Source organism: Streptomyces sp. RLB3-17, assembly GCF_007113425.2.
Lineage (GTDB): Bacteria > Actinomycetota > Actinomycetes > Streptomycetales > Streptomycetaceae > Streptomyces > Streptomyces mirabilis_D.
Genome location: NZ_CP041610.2, coordinates 4,631,416 through 4,648,444, shown reverse-complemented (window position 1 = coordinate 4,648,444; position 17,029 = coordinate 4,631,416). Strand labels below are relative to the sequence as shown.

Sequence of the window (17,029 nt, the reverse complement as noted above, 5' to 3'; positions counted from 1 at the left end):
CCGGCACGTGTCGCGCCTGAAAATGCCTGGCAGGCGAAGCCGGGCGGGGCTAGGCTCCTGCGCTTCGGCCACAACGGCCCTTTTGACGCAAGGAGGGACATCCTCGTGGGGACAGGGCGGTTGTACACGGCCGTCGCGATGGGCGGGTTCCGGCGCTACGCCACTTATCGGACGGCGACGGCGGCGGGAGTGTTCACCAACACCGTCTTCGGGCTGATCCTGGCGTACGTCTTCATGGCCCTGTGGGACGAGAAACCGCACCTCGGCGGCTATGACCAGGCCCAGGCGCTCACCTATGTGTGGCTCTCCCAGGCGCTGCTCATGGCGATGGCGACGATGGGCGGCGGCTTCGAGGACGAGTTGATCGAGCGCATCCGTACGGGTGACATCGCGATCGACCTGTACCGGCCCGCCGACCTCCAGCTGTGGTGGCTGTCCCAGGACGCGGGGCGAGCCATGTTCCATCTGCTGGGGCGCGGAGCGGTGCCCCTCGCGTTCGGCGCGCTCTTCTTCGAACTGGCGCTCCCCGCCGACCCGCTGACCTGGATCGCGTTCCTGATCGCGGTCGCGCTCGGAACGGTCGTCAGCTTCTCGCTCCGCTACCTGGTGGCCCTGTCCGCGTTCTGGCTGCTCGACGGGGCGGGCGTGGCGCAGATGTCCATGATCGCGGGTGTCTTCTGCTCGGGGATGCTGCTGCCGCTGAACGTCTTCCCGGGCGCGCTGGGCGAGGTCGTACGCGCCCTGCCCTGGTCGTCCCTGGTCCAGGGCCCCGCGGACGTCCTGCTCGGCACCGCGGACCCCCTCGGCACGTACGTCTTCCAGGCGTCCTGGGCGCTGGGGCTCCTGGCCCTGGGCCGACTGATCCAGTCAGTGGCGACAAGGAGGGTGGTGGTGCAGGGTGGCTGACTCGGTGGAGGTACCGGAAGCCGCACGGGGCTCCGGGGACCCGGTCACCGCACGGGGCGGCTCCGGGGACTCGGTCACCTCCGGGGAGCGGGCGGCTTCGGCGGTGCTGGGTGCGCCGCAGGGGACGTATGCCCGGGTGCGGGACGGATTCCGCGCCTACCGGATGATCGCCGGGATGTGGATCCGCTCCACGATGGCCTACCGCGCCTCCTTCGTGATGACCACCTTCGGGAACTTCGCGGCGACCGCCCTCGACTTCGTGGCCGTCCTGCTGATGTTCTCGCGGGTCGACCGGATCGGCGGCTACAGCCTGCCCGAGGTCGCCTTCCTGTACGGCGTCTCGGCCACCTCCTTCGGGATCACGGACCTGGTGGTCGGCTCGATGGACCGGCTCGGGCGCCGGGTGCGCGACGGCACCCTCGACACCCTCCTCGTGCGCCCCGTCCCCGTGCTCGCCCAGGTCGCCGCCGACCGCTTCGCGCTGCGCCGCCTCGGCCGGGTCACCCAGGGGCTGTTGGTCCTCGCGTACGCGATCGCCGTGCTCGACATCGACTGGACGCCGCTCAGACTGCTCATGGTCCCGCTGATGCTGCTCTGCGGCGCCGCCATCTTCGCGGCCGTGTTCGTGGCGGGCGGAGCCTTCCAGTTCATCGCGCAGGACGCCTCCGAGGTGCAGAACTCCTTCACGTACGGCGGCACCACGCTCCTCCAGTACCCGCCGACCGTCTTCGCCAAGGACCTGGTGCGCGGGGTCACCTTCGTGCTCCCGCTGGCCTTCGTGAACTGGCTGCCCGGGCTGTACGTGCTGGGCCGGCCCTATCCGCTCGACCTGCCGACCTGGATCGCCTTCACCCCGCCCCTGATCGCGGCGGGCTGCTGCGCGCTGGCGGGGATCGCCTGGCGGGCGGGACTTCGTTCGTATCGCAGCACGGGGAGTTGAACCGACATGGAAACAGGCCTGATGACGGACCCGGTCAGGGATCCGGTGGGCGACTTCATCGAACTCGACGGTGTCGAGAAGGTCTTCGACGTCCGCAAGAAGACCGGCTTCCTGCGCAGCGAACGGCGCCAGGTACGGGCCGTGGACTCCCTCTCCTTCACCGTGGCGCGCGGTGAGATGGTCGGCTACATCGGCCCGAACGGCGCGGGCAAGTCGACCACCATCAAGATGCTCACCGGCATCCTCACGCCGAGCGCCGGCCGGCTGCGGGTGGCGGGCATCGACCCCTCCCGCGAGCGGACCCGGCTCGCGCGGCGCATCGGGGTCGTCTTCGGGCAGCGTACGACCCTGTGGTGGGACCTTCCGCTGATCGACTCCTACCGGCTGATGCACCGCATGTACCGGATCCCGGACGCCCGTTACCGCGAGAACCTCGACCGCTGTGTCGAACTCCTCGACCTGGAGGCCCTGTTGGACGTGCCGGTGCGCCAGCTCTCGCTGGGGCAGCGGATGCGCGGCGACATCGGGGCGGCGCTGCTGCACGACCCCGAGGTCCTCTACCTCGACGAACCCACCATCGGCCTCGATGTGATCAGCAAGGCCAAGGTCCGTTCCTTCCTGCGGGACCTGAACGCCGAGCGCGGCACGACGGTGCTGCTGACCACGCACGACCTCACCGACATCGAGCAGCTGTGCCGGCGGGTGATGGTCATCGACCACGGGCGGCTGATGTACGACGGTCCGCTGACCGGGCTGCACGAGGTGGGGGAGAGCGAGCGGACCCTCGTGGTCGACCTGGAGCGGGAGCTCCCGCCGATCGAGGTGGACTCGGCACGGGTGGTGAAGGTGGAAGGGCCCCGGCAGTGGCTCGCCTTCCCCGCGGCGGCGTCGGCGGCGGAGCTGGTGGCGCGGATCGCGGCCGAGTTCCCCCTGGTGGACCTCTCGGTGCGGGAGCCGGACATCGAGGCGGTCATCAGCCGCATGTACGCGGAGAAGGCTCTCTCGTAGGCTGAGTCCCATGACCGAAAATGCGCCTTCCAGGGGAAGCGACGACCCGCGACCGACGCCGCCGGACCCCGGATCCCCGAGCCCGGAGCTGCGGGCCTCCGACGCCGATCGTGAACGAGTCGCCGAACAGCTGCGGGACGCCCTCGCGGAGGGCCGCCTCGACATGGAGGAGTTCGAGGAGCGGCTGGAAGCGGCGTTCAAGGCACGGACGTACAGCGAACTGGCGCCGCTCACCCGCGATCTGCCGGGCGCGCACGCCGTGGACCCGGTGTCCATGGTCAAGCAGCCCGAGGAGAGCGGGAGTTGGGCGGCGCGGATCGTCGGCGGCGAGGGCTCCTCCTCGTGGGGCGTCGCGATCCTGTCGGGCTTCGAGCGCAAGGGCCGCTGGACGGTCCCCAAGCGCTTCAACTCCGTCGCCTTCATGGGCGGCGGTGAGATCGACCTGCGCGAGGCGAACTTCGCGGACCGCGAGGTCGTCGTCAACGTCGTCGCCGTCATGGGCGGCGTGAACGTCATCGTGCCGCCCGGCGTCGAGGTCGTCGTCCGCGGCATCGGCATCATGGGCGGCTTCGACCACCGCGAGGAGGGGCGTGCCGGGGACCCGGGCGCCCCGCGTGTGATCGTCACGGGCTTCGCCTTCTGGGGCGGCGTCGGCGTGGAGCGCAAGCTGACCCGTGCCGAGCGGCTGCGCCTGAAGGAGGAGCGCCGCCAGGAGAAGCTGGAGCGCAAGAGCGCCCGCAAGGAACTGGAGGGTTCACGGCGGGACGGCCTCGGCGACATGTTCGACGCCCTCGACGACGCCCACGACCTCATCCGCGAACGCCACGAGGAACGCAGGGAGCGCCAGGAGGAGCGCCGGGAACGGCACCGGGAGCGCAGGGACGAGCGGCACAGGCGAAGGCACGGAGGTTACTAGATTCCGGCCGAGGTCACAGCTCCGCGGGCGCCGCCCCCTTCAGATCCCCGAGCTCGAACACCTCCGCCATCCGCTTGTACCCCTTGTCACTGGGGTGCAGATGGTCCCCGGAGTCGTAATCGGACCGCAGCCGCCGCGGATCGTAGGGATCCCGCAACGCCTCGTCGAAGTCGACGACGGCGTCGTACACCTTCCCCGCCCGGATCTCCGCGTTGACGGCCCGGCGCACGGCGTCACGCGAGCGCGAGTACCCGCGGTGCCCCCCGAAGGGCATCAGCGTCGCCCCGACGACCCGCAGCCCGCGCGCATGCGCCCGCCGCACCATCTCCCGCAGCCCGTCGGTGACGGTCACCGGATCGACCTCGCCCTGGTTGCGCAGGATGTCGTTGACGCCGAGGTCGATGACGACGGCCTTGACGTTCGTACGGCCGAGCACGTCGCGCTGGAGACGGTTCAGGCCGCTCGGGTTGTCGGCGGGCCGGCCGAGGCCTTCGGCCAGGACCTGGTTGCCGCTGATGCCCTGGTTGACGACGCTGTAGCGAGGTACGTCCCCGGTGCCGGCCGCGGCACGCAGCCGGTCGGCGAGGACGTCCGTCCAGCGGCGGTTGGCGCCCTGCGTGGAGGTGATGCCGTCGGTGATCGAGTCGCCCAGGGCGACGACGGTGCCGACGGATTCGTCGCTCAGTACGTCGAGCGCGGTGAGGTAGCGCCAGTGCGGGGTCTGCTCGGTGTACGCGGTGGCGGTCACGTCCTCGGTGCGGTCGCCCTGGGCGGCGTAGGAGATCTGCCGTGCGTGCGCGTGGTAGGTGACCGGGCCGGACGGGGTCGGGGAGTACGTGGTCACGAGGACGTCGGAGTCGCGCGGGACGCGTACGCGCACGGCATCGCTCATGATCTGCTGTCCGGCCGGGACGACCACGGCGGTGCTGCCGGAGAAGGTGAGGCGACGCATGGTGTCGGCCACCGCCGACGCGTCGTTCTCGGCCGCGGCGACGGCGATCGAGGCGTGCGTGATGTTCAGCGGCTGCTGTCCGTAGAGGTTGGACAGGGTGATGCGGGCTTCGGTGCCGCCGACGTCCGTGTGCACGACGTTGCGCAGGGAGCGGCCCGCCATGCCGTTCGTCTCGGTGCCGGGCTCGGCTCCGGCGGGGGAGGCCGACCAGGTGCCGACCCAGGTGCCGGCGGAGGCGGGGGCGGCCGAGTCGCGCGGGGCGCGGTTGTCGGCGGTGGCGTTGCGGGTGCCGCCGGTGCCGTCGTCGGCGGCGACACCCACGTATATGGCTCCGGATATGGCCACGATCATGGCGATGACGGCGGCCAGCAGGGCATAACCATGACGCTTGGTCATGCGGTGCGTGTCTCCTCGGGCGAGGGGAGCCCGAGGCTCCGAAGTGATGATCACATGATGGGGTACACGGTGGGGAGGAAAACGACGGGACCCCCCTCCCGTGGCCTCGAACGACCCGGAGACGCCCCGGAGGTGCCCCTGAGACGCCCCGAGATTTCCCTGAGACGGCCCCAGGATTCCCCTGAGTTCCCCCCGTCCGAACAGACGCAGGGAACTCCTGTTCCGTTCCGGGAGTCGGTCAGGAAGGGACAATGTGTACGGAGCCCTCGGACGGCTCGGCGAACGGGTGGAGTGAATGGAACGAACAGAACCGGAAGACGCGGGCGCCGAAGGGCTGTCCGCCCGGCCCGGCGCCCCCGGCAACCGCGCGACGACCACCGTCGACCAGGCCGAACGCACGACGACCGGCCCCGGCCGGGAGCGGCACGCGACGACCGCCCCCGCTCCGACGAACCGCGCGATGACCTCGTTCAGCCCCGCCGACGAGGAGAAGCGCCGCGGCGTCCGCCAGATGAAACTGACGGCCACCGGCCTGCTGCTCTTCGTCGCCGTCGTGTACGTCCTGGCGACATGGGCCTCCCACGAGGGCGCCGGACCCTGGGCCGGTTATGTCGCGGCGGCCGCCGAGGCCGGCATGGTCGGCGCGCTCGCCGACTGGTTCGCGGTCACCGCCCTCTTCCGCCACCCGCTCGGCCTGCCCATCCCGCACACCGCGATCATCCCCACCAAGAAGGACCAGCTGGGCGTCTCGCTCGGCGAGTTCGTCGGCGAGAACTTCCTCTCCTCCGACGTCGTACGACAGCGCCTGCGCGCCGTGGGCATCGGCAGCCGTCTCGGTGCCTGGCTCGCCGAACCGGAGCACGCCGACCGGGTCACCGCCGAGCTCGCCGCCGCGCTCAGAGGCGCCCTGACCGTGCTGCGCGACTCCGACGTGCAGGCGGTGGTCGGAGAGGCGATCACCCGCCGCGCCGACGCCCAGGAGATCGCGCCCGGCATAGGGAAGATGCTGGAGAAGATCGTCGCGGACGGCGGCCACAAGCGGGTCGTGGACCTGGTCTGCATCCGTGCCCACGACTGGCTGGTGTTCCACGACGAGCAGGTCATGGACGCGATCCAGGGCGGCGCGCCCGGCTGGACCCCGCGCTTCGTCGACAAGAAGGTCGGCGAGCGGGTCTACAAGGAGCTGCTCCGCTTCGTCACCGAGATGCGCGACGCCCCCTCCCACCCGGCCCGCGGCGCCCTCGACCGCTTCCTCACCGACTTCGCCTCCGACCTCCAGTCCGACACCGACACCCGCGCGCGCGTGGAGCGCCTGAAGGGCGAGGTGCTCGGCCGCGGCGAGGTCCAGGACCTGATCGCCTCCGCCTGGACGGCCGTACGGTCCATGATCGTGTCCGCCGCCGAGGACGAGCGCAGCGAGCTGCGGCTGCGCGTGCGGGCCTCCCTGCTCTCGCTGGGCGCCCGCATGGCCACCGATCCCAGGCTCCAGGCCAAGGTCGACCGGTGGGTCGAGGGCGCGGCGGTGTACGTGGTGACGACGTACCGGACCGAGATCACCTCCCTCATCACCGACACGGTGGCCGGCTGGGACGCCGAGCACACCACCAGGAAGATCGAGGCCCACATCGGCCGTGACCTGCAGTTCATCCGGATCAACGGCACGGTGGTGGGCTCGTTGGCCGGGTTGCTGATCTATACGGTGTCGCGGATCGTGGGGGCGTAGATCCCTCTCGGGAGGGCGTGACCGCACTCGGGCGGGCGTAGGCCGTGCTCCGGAGGGAACCCGGGCAGGCGTCGCTCGACGAGGAGGGAGCCTCATGTCCACCGTTGAGGAAAAGGGCCGGGGGGAAGGCCGGGATCAAGCCGGGGGCCGGGTCACCAGCGCCGTTCCCGCCCGTCTCGACCGCCTCCCGTGGTCACGCTGGCACTGGACCGTGGTGATCGGCCTCGGCACGGTATGGATCCTCGACGGTCTGGAAGTCACGATCGTCGGCAACATCGCCGGACGCCTCTCCGAGCCCGGCAGCGGCCTGCCGATCACCTCCGCGCAGGTCACCGGCACCGCGGCCGCCCTCTATGTGGCCGGCGCGTGCGTCGGGGCGCTGTTCTTCGGCCGCCTCACCGACCGCTTCGGCCGCAAGAAACTGTTCATGGTCACCCTGGCGGTGTATCTGGGGGCCACGGCCCTGACCGCCGTCTCCTTCGAGCCCTGGTGGTTCTTCACCTTCCGCTTCCTCACGGGCTTCGGCATCGGCGGCGAGTACGCGGCCATCAACTCCGCAATCGACGAGCTGATCCCCTCCCAGTACCGCGGCCGGGTCGACCTGATCATCAACGGCAGCTTCTGGCTGGGCGCGATCGGCGGCTCCCTGCTGTCGATCGTCGCGCTGGACACCGCCCTCTTCCCGGCGAACATCGGCTGGCGGCTGACCTTCGCCCTCGGCGTGGTCCTCGGCCTGGTCATCCTCCTCGTACGCCGCAGTGTCCCGGAGAGCCCACGGTGGCTGCTGATCCACGGCAGACAGGAGGAGGCCGAGCAACTGGTGGCCTCGGTGGAGGAACGGGTCCGCGCCGACCTCGGCGGCCGCGAACTGCCGCCCCCCGCCGGGGAGATCACCATCCACCAGCGCAAGACCATCGGCTTCCTCGCCATCGCCCGCACGGTCCTCGCGACCTACCGCAAACGCGCCGCGCTCGGCCTTTCCCTCTTCATCGGCCAGGCGTTCCTCTACAACGCGATCACCTTCGGCTTCGGCGCGATCCTGACCAAGTTCTACGACGTCCCGACGGGCTCCACCGGCTACTACTTCGCCGTGATCGCCCTCGGCAACTTCCTCGGCCCGCTGCTGCTCGGCAAGCTCTTCGACACGGTCGGCCGCCGCCGGATGATCGCGTCGACGTACCTGCTCTCCGGGCTGCTGCTGTTCGGCACCGCCTGGCTGTTCGGCCGGGGTTCGCTGAGCGCGGTGACCCTGACGGCCTGCTGGTGCGTGGCCCTCTTCTTCGCCTCGGCGGGCGCGTCGAGCGCCTACCTCACGGTCTCCGAGATCTTCCCCATGGAGACCCGCGCGATGGCCATCGCCTTCTTCTACGCCATCGGCACGGCGGCCGGCGGCATCAGCGGACCGCTGGTCTTCGCGGACCTCACCCAGTCCGGCGTGGTCGGCGACACCGTGCTGGCCTTCCAGATCGGCGCGGGCCTGATGTGCGCGGCGGGCCTGGTCGCCGCGTTCCTGGCGGTGAACGCCGAACGGCGCTCGCTGGAGGACATCGCGCCCCCGCTGTCGACGGTGGCACCCGCCGACTCATGAGTCCGGGAACCGAGTTCGGGCCGAGTTCGGGCCGAGTTCGGGCCGAGTCCGGGAACTGAGTACGGGAACCTGAGTACGCGTACTCTGTCGGGCCGCCGCCCGGGCGGCAACCCTCGTACGCATGACCGAGAAGCTGTTAGGCCCTCTGCGAACGCGCCCCTGGCCGGAACGCTGGCTGACGCGCGTGCTCGGCGCCGCCCTCTCCGGCGCGGCGTACCTCCTCTGCCTCCCCTGGGACCTGCGCAACCGCCCCGGGGCGACCGGGTCGGTCACCGAAACGACCTCGGTGACCGTCCTCGGCGCCGTCCTCCTCGGCGTGACCCTGCTGCTCCTGGCCGCCTACCTCGGCCGCCGGGACGCGCTGGCCTGGCCCCTGCTGCTGGTGGCGGGACCACCGGCAGCACTCATGTACATCTCCTTCCACTCCCACCCGGAGCCCCCGGACGCGGCGGTCTGGCCGCTCACCTGGGCGTTCTTCACGCTGGTGGTAGCGGCGGGGGTGTTGATCGCGACGGCGGTGGCGAGGCGGTACCGGGCGGCGGACTGGGCGGGTTCCTCGGGCTCCGGCGACTCCTGGGACTCGTCGGACGAGGCGCTCAGCCTCGCCCGGTGGTGGTGAACGTCCGGCGGGGGAGGACCCCTGGACCGTTGAAGCGACGATTCACGGACCGTAGAAGTACCGCGAGCCCTTCTCGATGAAGTACGTGGCGTAGACGCGCCCGAGGGCCGGCTTGCCGCGGTACATGCCCACGTACGGGCGGGAGGTGTCGACCACGACGGGCCGTGTCATACAGGCGAACCGGACGCGTTGGCGCTCCTCCGCCCACCGCACGGCGGCCGGGTCGACGCGGTCGCTGACCAGGACGGGGAAGGCGCCGACCCCGTTCTGCAGACCGACGGGCAGGCCGCCCTTGGTGTCCTTGGCGTACTTCGTCACCTGTTCGGTGAAGCCCTCGACGACGGGCACGGTGATCTCCGGAACCGCCGCGGCCACGGTGAACAGATGGAGCTTCGTCGCCATCCAGCGCAGCCGGAAGTCCGACCGTCGCCCCACCAGTACGGGCACCCCGGCCCAGTCCTCCCAGCGGCTGGCGCACCCGTCGGCCGTCAGCCGGCCCTCCAGGGTGGCGAGGTAGGCCGTCGAGGCCGAGGGCGTCGACGGATCGTGTGGTCCGTACACCTGTTCATGCATGAGCGGATCCTAGGGCTAGGCGCCCGTGGTGGACCCCGGTCGGACAATCATCAGGATCGTGACGGTGGCCCAGAGGAGGTTGAAGAGCCCGGTGAACATGGCGAGCCGGGCGGTGTCCCGCGGGCCGACACGGCTCGCTCCGGCGTACGCCGCACCCTGCCCGCCTCCCCCCACGCCTTCCTCTATGGACTCCTCCATGCCCTCCATGCCCTCCATGAGCGCGGTCTGCCGGGGCAGGACCAGCGCGGCGAGGACGACGGCGGCCAGGGCCGTCAGCGCGATCGAGACGATCAGCCAGGTGTCGCCGAGCACGCCCATGTTCTTGGCCGTGGCGAACCCGAACACGGGCACGGCGACGCCGACCGTCGCGTACACGCGGCAGATGCGGTGCAGCACCCGCACGGTGGAGAGGGCCTGTGCGTCTCCGGGCTCGGCGAGTGCCTTGCGCGCGCTGGGCGGGAACATGCTGGCGGCGACGGTGACGGGCCCGACGGCGACGATCGCGGCGAGGACGTGCACGGCGAGAAGGAACTTGTTCACGGGCTGACGCTAGGACCGCGCGCGATCTTGCAGAAGCGGCACTTCTGCCAGAGCCCAACGGATTCTCGCCACCAGCCGCACCACGGGCCGGAGGTGCCCCGAACGCAGCCCTACGACGCTATAGGCGCCCTACGAGGCCACGAGCCCCCCTTGGCCACAATCCGCCATATGCCTACGCTCTGGCCATGCACACCGTGGCCGTACTGGCGCTCGACCAGGTCATCCCGTTCGACCTCTCCGCCCCGATCGACACCTTCGGCTGGGCCCGGCTGCCGGACGGCCGGGAGCCCTACCGGATCCGGGTCTGCTCGCCGACGGCGGACGAGGAGGTGAGCGCGGGCCCGTTCACGATCCGCGCCCCCTACGGCCTGGAGGCGCTGGCCGAGGCCGACACGATCATCCTGCCCGGCGTCGCCGACCCGGCCGCCCCGCTCCCGCCGGGTGTGACGGAGGCGCTGCGCGCGGCGGCCGCGAACGGCACCCGGATCGCCTCGATCTGCGTGGGCGCCTTCGTCTTCGCCGCCACCGGCCTGCTGGACGGGCTGCGCGCCACCACCCACTGGGTCGCGGCTCAGGACCTGGCGGCCAGGTACCCCGCCGTGACCGTCGACCCGAACGTCCTCTACGTCGACAACGGCCAGTTCCTCACCTCGGCGGGCGCGGCCGCCGCCCTCGACATGTGCCTGCACATGATCCGCAACGACCACGGTTCGGCGGTCGCCGCGCACGCGGCCCGGATGTCGGTCATGCCGCTCGAACGGGAGGGCGGCCAGGCCCAGTTCATCATCCACGACCAGCCCCCGGTACCGTCCGGCACCACGATGGAGCCCCTCCTCGCCTGGCTGGAGGAGAACGCGGAGCGCGAGCTGACCCTGGAGGACATCGCCGCCCACGCCGGCATGAGCACCCGTACGCTCAACCGCCGCTTCCGCGACCAGACCGGCACCACACCGCTCCAGTGGCTGCACCGCGCCCGGGTCCGCCGCGCCCAGTACCTCCTGGAGACGACCACGTACCCGGTCGAACGCATCGCGACCCAGGCGGGGTTCGGCTCGCCGACGGCGTTCCGGGAGCGGTTCAAACGGGTGGTGGGAACGAGCCCGTACGCGTACCGCCGGGCATTTCAGGGAACGGGCCCCTCGGTCACGCTCCCGGTCCCGGCCTCGGGTGCGGAGTCCGTCTCCGCCGCCGCGGCCTCATAGGCGCGCAAGGTGTCGATGACCAGCTGCCGCTGATCGGGGGTCAGCGGCTCCAGCGCCTGACGCCAGGCGGTGGCTCCGCGCGCCAACCACGCGGAGATGGAGGGCCGTTGGGCATCGGTGATGCTGACGATGCGTCGCCGGCGATCGGCAGGGTCTTCCCGCCGCTCCAGGATTCCCTTACCGCTCAGCTCGCCGACCATGAGGCTGACGGTGGTCGGCGCGACTTCGAGGCGGGCGGCCAGGTCGTTCACCGTCAGAGGCCCGTCGAAGAGCAGGTACGACAGCAGCGACAGGTGCCGCGGAGCGAGCGCCAGCGACTGGAGCTCCGCGGGCACCGGGATGCGCTTGGCCCGCCCGACCATGCGGGGCATGAGCAGCAGCAGCGCCCTGACGGCGTCATCGACGCTCGTTGACATCGTCCATCCCTCTAATTAGCTTTGACGGCAAAGATGCTTTGCCGTCAAAGGGAACCTGGCGTCATGGTACCGATCCACGTGAACGGAGATCACTCATGCCACACCTCACCGTGCAGATCCGCGAGGAGACGCTCGACGGAGACGTCGAAGCGAAGCTCGTCCGGGCGCTGACCGACGCGGTGGCGGCCGTGGTCGGGGAGTGGGCGCGTGCGGTCGCGGTCGTGGAACTGTTCGGTGTCCCTGAGCACCGCTGGGGAACCGCGGGTGTACCCGGCAAGGCACCCGCACCGCTCGTCACGCTCGCCATGCGCGAAGCGGGCCTGACCCACCCTCAGATCCCCGACGCGCCCGCCCGTTTGATCAGGTCCCTGACGGAAGCGGTGACCACGGTCCTCGGCGAATCCGTACGGGAGCACGTGTCCGTGTCGATCGTGGGTGTCCCGGCCGGACGGTCGGGGGTGGGCGGGGAAGTCGTCTGACCCGGTGCCGACACAGTCGGCCCGGGACGGGACCGCCGCCGGGCTCGGCGCGAGGGGCGGGCCCGGCGGCGACCGTCGTACGTACTCAGGCCCGTACTGTCGCGTACCGGCTCAGGCCCGCCGGTCGGACACGGCCCACGAGGCGAGGGCCACGGCACCGGCGACGCCGAACACGGAGGGCCAGGCGCCCACCTTCTTGGCCAGCGGGTGGGACCCGGCGAAGGCGGCGACGTACGCGACGGTCAGCGCCCCGGCGGCCTTCCCGCCGGCCTGCCGCCGCCACTGCTGCGCGGCCGTGGCCCCGGCGGCCGCCAGCACCACCCCGCCGAGCTGCCGCTTCTTGGTCCACCGGGCCACGCCGTACCCGCCGATGAGCCCACCCGCGGCCACCGCCGCGGCCGGTACCTTCGCCATTGCTGCCTCCCGCTCCTGCCTGCGTCTTTCGAACAAACCGAGGCTAACGCGCACGAACGGACGCCCGACGACCGCCCTACCTCAGCCCTACCTCCGCCCTACCCCCGGGCGACCGTGCGGGGACTGTTGTAGGCGGACACGCCGAGCGCCGGACGGTTCGACGGCAGCGCGTGAGCCGGCCAGGACAAGGTGATCGTCCGCGACTCGCCGGGCAGCAGCCAGAGGTAGTTGTCGCTGTACAGCGTCGGCAGGACGCGCTCACCGCTGTGATCGTCCAACAGCGACAGCCGGACCATCGGGGCGAGGGCCGACCCACGGTTCTTGACGACAGCGGTCAGCTCACGTCGGGTACCGGCACCGGAGCGCGAGACACGGGTGATCGAGGCCGAGAGCCTGACCCGCGGGAGGTCGTTCAGTGCCTTCATCGCGGCCGGGGTCCGATGGCGCCAGTAGGTGTTGGCCGAGAGCGTACGACCCGCGTGGTCCTCGAGGGTCAGGCGCAGCAGGTGCAGATCGGGCAGGTCGTCGGTCCAGTCCACGGCGAAGGCGGGTGTGGTGGACGCCGACGCGACATCCACCACGGCTTTCCTGGTCCCGCCGATCCGGCGACCGGCGAGGTCGTGGAGCCGGGCGGTGACGGTCGCGCCCTCGACCTTCCCACGCGTGTGGTTCACCACGAGGAGCTGCCATTTCAGCGGGTCGGCCTGGACGTGCAGGGGCTCGCAGGCGGTGCGGGCACCGTAGTAGGTGCCGTTGACGTCGAAGTCGTAGTCGTAGGTCTGCCAGACGGTGCTGTGCCAGGCGGGGTGGGACATCCACAGCATGAGGCCGCTGGCGTCGTCCCACAGGTGGGCGTTCCACGCCTCGAACATGCTGCGCGCGTTCTCGTAGTTGACGAACTGCGCCTTGCCGGCGAAGTCGTCGAGGTCCGTCGCGGTGCCCAGGCGCGTTTCGATCGCCGCCCGGTACTGCTGCGGAGCCTGATTCCCGTGCTCACTCCAGTCGTGGTAGTACCACGCCCCGCCTATCGGCCACTCCTTCTCGTCGCCCACGAGGTTGCGCATGCTCTCGGCGGTGGAGACGACCGGCATGCCGATCTCGGTGTGGAATCCGAAGCTGTTGCTGCCGTAGGTCGACGGGTCGTAGTACTTCTCGGGCTCGACCCAGTTGTAGGGGCCGCCGCCGGTGATGATGCCTCCGGCGGAGTTGTTCTGGTAGAGGATGCCGGGGGCCTGCTGCTCGACGGCGTCGCGCATGCCCTTGTCGATGGCGGCCGGCGGGTCGCCCTCGTTGGCGCCGCACCACACCACCACGCAGGGGTGGATGCGGTAGCGCAGCACGGTGTCGCGCGCGATCGCGTTGAACGCGTCGTGGTCCGGCGGATCCATGGCCCAGGCATTGGGGAAGTCGTTCCACACCAGGATGCCGTGTTCGTCGCAACTGGCGTAGAACTCCTCGCGGTTGATGCTGCCGACCCAGTTGCGGATCATCGTGAAGTTCATGTCGCGGTGCATGCGCACCGCCGCGTCCATGCGCTCGGCCGGCATCCGCCGCAGCAGTTCGTCCCAGCCCCAGTTGCCGCCCCGGGCCAGCACCCGAACGCCGTTCACACTGATCTTCAGCGGCACCGGGCTGTTGTCCACGGACTTCACATCCGTCCAGGTGTCACCGTCGGCCGACACCTGGATGACGTACGTCTTCGGATAGGCCTGCTCCCACAGGATGGCCACCCGGTCGAAACTCTGGGCGGAGCCGAGGTCGACCTGGATCCACTGGTGGTCCTCGTACCGCGACGACCACCGGCTGTCGGGGCTGCCGTCGGTCGCGGCGGCGGCCGGATGGTCGGACTCCTCCGTGGAGGCCGCGGCCGCCTTGTGCAGTGCCAGGTCGGTGCCCGGACGGGAACTGTCGATCACCGACAGGGACCAGAGGGAGTTGCCCCAACTGGTGTGTCGCACACCGCAGTTGATCCGCACGAAGCGGGCGGTGCGGGCGGTGAAGTCCTCCACCTGCAGGCTCGCCCGGTCGGTGTTGAACGGCAGCGGTACGGCGGTGTTGTCGACGGACTTCACATCCGTCCACGTCGAGTCGTCCGTGGACACCTGGACCACGTACGTCCGGGCGTAGGCCTGCTCCCACACGAGGTCGACGCCGTCGAAGGACTGCTGGGAGCCCAGGTCCACGCGGATCCACTGATCGTCCTGGTAGGCCGAGGACCAGCGGGTACCGGGATCGCCGTCGGTGGCGTTGCCGGGGCCGTGGTCGTCGCCGTCCGTCGTGGAGGAGGTGGCGCTCGCGTGCAGGGCGAGGTCGGTGCCCGGTCTGCCGCTGTCGGTCACGGACAGGGTCCACAGGGAGCTGCCCCAGTCGGTGGCCCTGGTCAGGCACCTGACCCGCACATAGCGGGCCTGCTGCCTTCCGACCTCCAGCGACTGAGTGCATGCGTCGCCGGACGAGGTGAAGGGGAGCGGCACGTCGTACTCGTAGCCGAACTGGCGGATACCGAAGCGGGTGGTGCGCCGGTCGCTCTCCGTCCCGTCGACCGAGGCGGCCAGGGTGAGGTCGTGAAGCGCGGGGCTGCCGAGCCCGTTGGGCCACCACAGTGCGGGGTCGCGCAGCCGCAGCCGGCTGAAGGCGTCCGGGGCGAAGGTCACGTCGACGCTCCGGCCGGCCGGGACGGTGACGGCCTTGGAGACACGTACGTCGCCGAAGGACGCGGAGACGGTCGTGGTGCGCTCGACCGAATCGGCGTTGCGGACCGGGACGGTGAGGGTCAGTTCGGCGACGGAGGTGTCGGGCAGGTCCGGCAGAACCGTGTCGACCCGGGGGTCGCCGATGACCACGGGACCCGTGGACCTCAGCCGGACATGGTTCCAGATCCCCGAGACCCGGTCCCGAACGGCGGGCATCCAGTCCCACCCCGAAGCGGCCAGATACGTGGGCGAGTTGAGGTTCATCTGACCCGCGCCCGCGTCCACCCAGGACTCCCCGGCGGGACCCTTGTCCCCAGGGCTGCCGGGCACGGGCATCGGCGTGATCTTCACCGCCAGCGCGTTCTGGCCCTTCTCGGCGATCCACTCCGTCACGTCATGGGCCGAGCGGGCGAACGGGTAGGTGAGCCCGCCCACCTGGTGGCCGTTGAGCCAGATGTCGGCCTGATGGTTGATGCCGTCGAACTCCAGCCAGACCCTGCGGCCATGGCCGGTGCGCAGACCGGACGGCAGGTCGAAGTCACGCTTGTACCACCAGGAATGGCGGGAGAGCGCCTCAGGGATGTGCAGATTGTTCAGGCCGGCGACCGGGTCCGGGAGCTTTCCCTGGTCGACGAGCGAGGCGAGGACCGTGCCGGGCACGGTGGCGGGCAGCCAGCCGCTGGTGTCCACGGTCGGCTTCGACAGGTCGGGGCCCTCGCCGTCGGCCCAGTCGTCCAGGGTCAGCCGCCAGCCGGACTCCAGCGGCACCGTGCCGTCCGCCGCGACGGTCAGCCCCGGAGCCTTGCCGTGGTGGATTCCCCAGTCGGTCCAGCCGGTGACCGCGGGACGCCGCCCGCCGGCCGTGCCGTACACCTCGAATCCATTCAAGCCGAGCGGATTGGGACTGGACCGCCGCTGAGCCGTCATCCGCACCCACCGCGCCGTCACGGACCGGGTCAGCGGAATGTCCACGACCCCGCCCGTACCGGCCGTCGTGCGGTACACGCTCGTCCAGGACCTGCCGTCCCTGGACGTCTCGACCACGAAGGCGAGCGCGTAACTGGACAGGATCTCCTTACCGGTGGTGCCCTGGGCCGGGTTGCCGGTGGCGGGCGGCGTGAAAACCGGATCGCTCGCGTCGGCCTCGAAGGTGAGCCGGACCCGCGTCACCTGGCAGTCGGCCTGAAGATCGACCGATATCCACTGCGGATCGTCCCCCGCCGCCGCGCGCCATCCGCTTCCCCGGACCCCGGGCGAGGCGAGACGGTCGACCACGAACTCGCCCGGAGTCGGCGCGTAGTCCGTCGAGGAGACCGCGACGGGGCGGTAGGCGGCGAGTTCACCGGACGGCGCCGCCGCGGTGAGCGCGTCGCCGCGCCCGGCGGCCGTGCTCGTCGCCGGGAACAGAGCGTTCAGACCGAACCCGCCGAGAAGTGTCGAACCCGTAGTGACCACCGACCGCCGGGAAGGACCGGAAGGATCCCGCGGCGCATGTGACTGACCTGCCATGAACGTGAGTCCCATCAGAAAACAGCGCGGCCGACGAACACGCGGAGGCGCCGGAGGCGTGGCATGACAACGTTGCCAGAGGTTGTGACAACGTTGCCAAAGGTGGCCGCGCGCCCAAGCTCCTGTCAAGACCTCGCACACGATCACTGTTGCTC

General features: G+C 70.7%; 15 protein-coding genes. 9 read left to right on the top strand and 6 right to left on the bottom strand.

Annotated features, from left to right (window positions below; all coding sequences use genetic code 11):
- The first annotated feature begins 138 nt into the window (after window positions 1-138).
- From FNV62_RS21185 to FNV62_RS21170, 4 genes are all read left to right on the top strand, one after another.
- A complete protein-coding gene (locus FNV62_RS21185) occupies window positions 139-906 on the top strand; it encodes an ABC transporter permease (protein ID WP_186003213.1) in 768 nt (255 codons plus the stop codon).
- Between the two features lie 163 nt (window positions 907-1,069).
- On the top strand, window positions 1,070-1,846 hold the full coding sequence (locus tag FNV62_RS21180) for an ABC transporter permease (RefSeq protein ID WP_079090136.1): 777 nt from the start codon (window positions 1,070-1,072) through the stop codon (window positions 1,844-1,846).
- A 6-nt stretch (window positions 1,847-1,852) separates the two neighbouring features.
- Window positions 1,853-2,854, top strand: coding sequence for an ATP-binding cassette domain-containing protein (locus FNV62_RS21175; protein ID WP_179858186.1), 1,002 nt, complete (start codon window positions 1,853-1,855; stop codon window positions 2,852-2,854).
- A 10-nt stretch (window positions 2,855-2,864) separates the two neighbouring features.
- Window positions 2,865-3,770, top strand: a complete 906-nt coding sequence (locus tag FNV62_RS21170; RefSeq protein WP_144315528.1) for a DUF1707 domain-containing protein — start codon at window positions 2,865-2,867, stop codon at window positions 3,768-3,770.
- Window positions 3,771-3,783: 13 nt separating this feature from the next.
- Here FNV62_RS21170 and FNV62_RS21165 read toward each other — a convergent pair whose 3' ends face one another.
- Entirely contained in the window at window positions 3,784-5,118 is a 1,335-nt protein-coding gene (locus tag FNV62_RS21165) for an SGNH/GDSL hydrolase family protein (RefSeq protein ID WP_097284894.1), read from the bottom strand.
- Window positions 5,119-5,413: 295 nt separating this feature from the next.
- On the opposite strand from FNV62_RS21165, the gene FNV62_RS21160 reads away from it, so the two are divergent.
- The 3 genes from FNV62_RS21160 (at window position 5,414) to FNV62_RS21150 (ending at window position 9,048) form a co-directional block, all read left to right on the top strand.
- On the top strand, window positions 5,414-6,841 hold the full coding sequence (locus FNV62_RS21160; protein ID WP_169081050.1) for a DUF445 domain-containing protein: 1,428 nt from the start codon (window positions 5,414-5,416) through the stop codon (window positions 6,839-6,841).
- Between the two features lie 94 nt (window positions 6,842-6,935).
- Window positions 6,936-8,429 carry an MFS transporter gene (locus tag FNV62_RS21155; RefSeq protein WP_054229717.1) on the top strand — a complete coding sequence of 498 codons (1,494 nt, stop codon included), beginning with the start codon at window positions 6,936-6,938 and terminating at the stop codon, window positions 8,427-8,429.
- Window positions 8,430-8,550: 121 nt separating this feature from the next.
- A complete protein-coding gene (locus tag FNV62_RS21150) occupies window positions 8,551-9,048 on the top strand; it encodes a hypothetical protein (protein WP_225900319.1) in 498 nt (165 codons plus the stop codon).
- Between the two features lie 42 nt (window positions 9,049-9,090).
- On the opposite strand, the gene FNV62_RS21145 is transcribed toward FNV62_RS21150, so the two are convergent.
- Both FNV62_RS21145 and FNV62_RS21140 read right to left on the bottom strand, forming a co-directional pair.
- Window positions 9,091-9,621, bottom strand: a complete 531-nt coding sequence (locus FNV62_RS21145) for a levansucrase (protein ID WP_143613477.1) — start codon at window positions 9,619-9,621, stop codon at window positions 9,091-9,093.
- Window positions 9,622-9,636: 15 nt separating this feature from the next.
- A complete protein-coding gene (locus tag FNV62_RS21140) occupies window positions 9,637-10,161 on the bottom strand; it encodes a DUF2269 family protein (RefSeq protein WP_143613476.1) in 525 nt (174 codons plus the stop codon).
- A gap of 185 nt (window positions 10,162-10,346) precedes the next feature.
- Here FNV62_RS21140 and FNV62_RS21135 point away from each other — a divergent pair, with 185 nt between their 5' ends.
- Window positions 10,347-11,363, top strand: a complete 1,017-nt coding sequence (locus FNV62_RS21135; RefSeq protein WP_225900318.1) for a GlxA family transcriptional regulator — start codon at window positions 10,347-10,349, stop codon at window positions 11,361-11,363.
- On the opposite strand, the gene FNV62_RS21130 is transcribed toward FNV62_RS21135, so the two are convergent.
- A complete protein-coding gene (locus FNV62_RS21130) occupies window positions 11,285-11,779 on the bottom strand; it encodes a MarR family winged helix-turn-helix transcriptional regulator (protein WP_143601781.1) in 495 nt (164 codons plus the stop codon). The genes FNV62_RS21135 and FNV62_RS21130 overlap by 79 nt on opposite strands.
- A gap of 95 nt (window positions 11,780-11,874) precedes the next feature.
- On the opposite strand from FNV62_RS21130, the gene FNV62_RS21125 reads away from it, so the two are divergent.
- Complete coding sequence (locus tag FNV62_RS21125) at window positions 11,875-12,258, top strand: tautomerase family protein (RefSeq protein WP_143601780.1); 384 nt, start codon at window positions 11,875-11,877, stop codon at window positions 12,256-12,258.
- A 111-nt stretch (window positions 12,259-12,369) separates the two neighbouring features.
- Here FNV62_RS21125 and FNV62_RS21120 read toward each other — a convergent pair whose 3' ends face one another.
- Both FNV62_RS21120 and FNV62_RS21115 read right to left on the bottom strand, forming a co-directional pair.
- Complete coding sequence (locus tag FNV62_RS21120; protein WP_054229723.1) at window positions 12,370-12,672, bottom strand: hypothetical protein; 303 nt, start codon at window positions 12,670-12,672, stop codon at window positions 12,370-12,372.
- A gap of 98 nt (window positions 12,673-12,770) precedes the next feature.
- Window positions 12,771-16,874, bottom strand: a complete 4,104-nt coding sequence (locus FNV62_RS21115) for a discoidin domain-containing protein (protein ID WP_143601779.1) — start codon at window positions 16,872-16,874, stop codon at window positions 12,771-12,773.
- Between the last annotated feature and the right edge of the window lie 155 nt (window positions 16,875-17,029).

What these genes read in the sequence shown, in the direction of transcription:
- FNV62_RS21185 (WP_186003213.1), top strand. Translation starts at nt 139, where the DNA reads ATGGGCGGGTTCCGGCGCTACGCCACTTATCGGACGGCGACGGCGGCG.
- FNV62_RS21180 (WP_079090136.1), top strand. Translation starts at nt 1,070, where the DNA reads ATGATCGCCGGGATGTGGATCCGCTCCACGATGGCCTACCGCGCCTCC.
- FNV62_RS21175 (WP_179858186.1), top strand. Translation starts at nt 1,853, where the DNA reads ATGGAAACAGGCCTGATGACGGACCCGGTCAGGGATCCGGTGGGCGAC.
- FNV62_RS21170 (WP_144315528.1), top strand. Translation starts at nt 2,865, where the DNA reads ATGACCGAAAATGCGCCTTCCAGGGGAAGCGACGACCCGCGACCGACG.
- FNV62_RS21165 (WP_097284894.1), bottom strand. Translation starts at nt 5,118, where the DNA reads ATGACCAAGCGTCATGGTTATGCCCTGCTGGCCGCCGTCATCGCCATG.
- FNV62_RS21160 (WP_169081050.1), top strand. Translation starts at nt 5,414, where the DNA reads ATGGAACGAACAGAACCGGAAGACGCGGGCGCCGAAGGGCTGTCCGCC.
- FNV62_RS21155 (WP_054229717.1), top strand. Translation starts at nt 6,936, where the DNA reads ATGTCCACCGTTGAGGAAAAGGGCCGGGGGGAAGGCCGGGATCAAGCC.
- FNV62_RS21150 (WP_225900319.1), top strand. Translation starts at nt 8,551, where the DNA reads ATGACCGAGAAGCTGTTAGGCCCTCTGCGAACGCGCCCCTGGCCGGAA.
- FNV62_RS21145 (WP_143613477.1), bottom strand. Translation starts at nt 9,621, where the DNA reads ATGCATGAACAGGTGTACGGACCACACGATCCGTCGACGCCCTCGGCC.
- FNV62_RS21135 (WP_225900318.1), top strand. Translation starts at nt 10,347, where the DNA reads ATGCACACCGTGGCCGTACTGGCGCTCGACCAGGTCATCCCGTTCGAC.
- FNV62_RS21130 (WP_143601781.1), bottom strand. Translation starts at nt 11,779, where the DNA reads ATGTCAACGAGCGTCGATGACGCCGTCAGGGCGCTGCTGCTGCTCATG.
- FNV62_RS21125 (WP_143601780.1), top strand. Translation starts at nt 11,875, where the DNA reads ATGCCACACCTCACCGTGCAGATCCGCGAGGAGACGCTCGACGGAGAC.
- FNV62_RS21120 (WP_054229723.1), bottom strand. Translation starts at nt 12,672, where the DNA reads ATGGCGAAGGTACCGGCCGCGGCGGTGGCCGCGGGTGGGCTCATCGGC.
- FNV62_RS21115 (WP_143601779.1), bottom strand. Translation starts at nt 16,874, where the DNA reads ATGGCAGGTCAGTCACATGCGCCGCGGGATCCTTCCGGTCCTTCCCGG.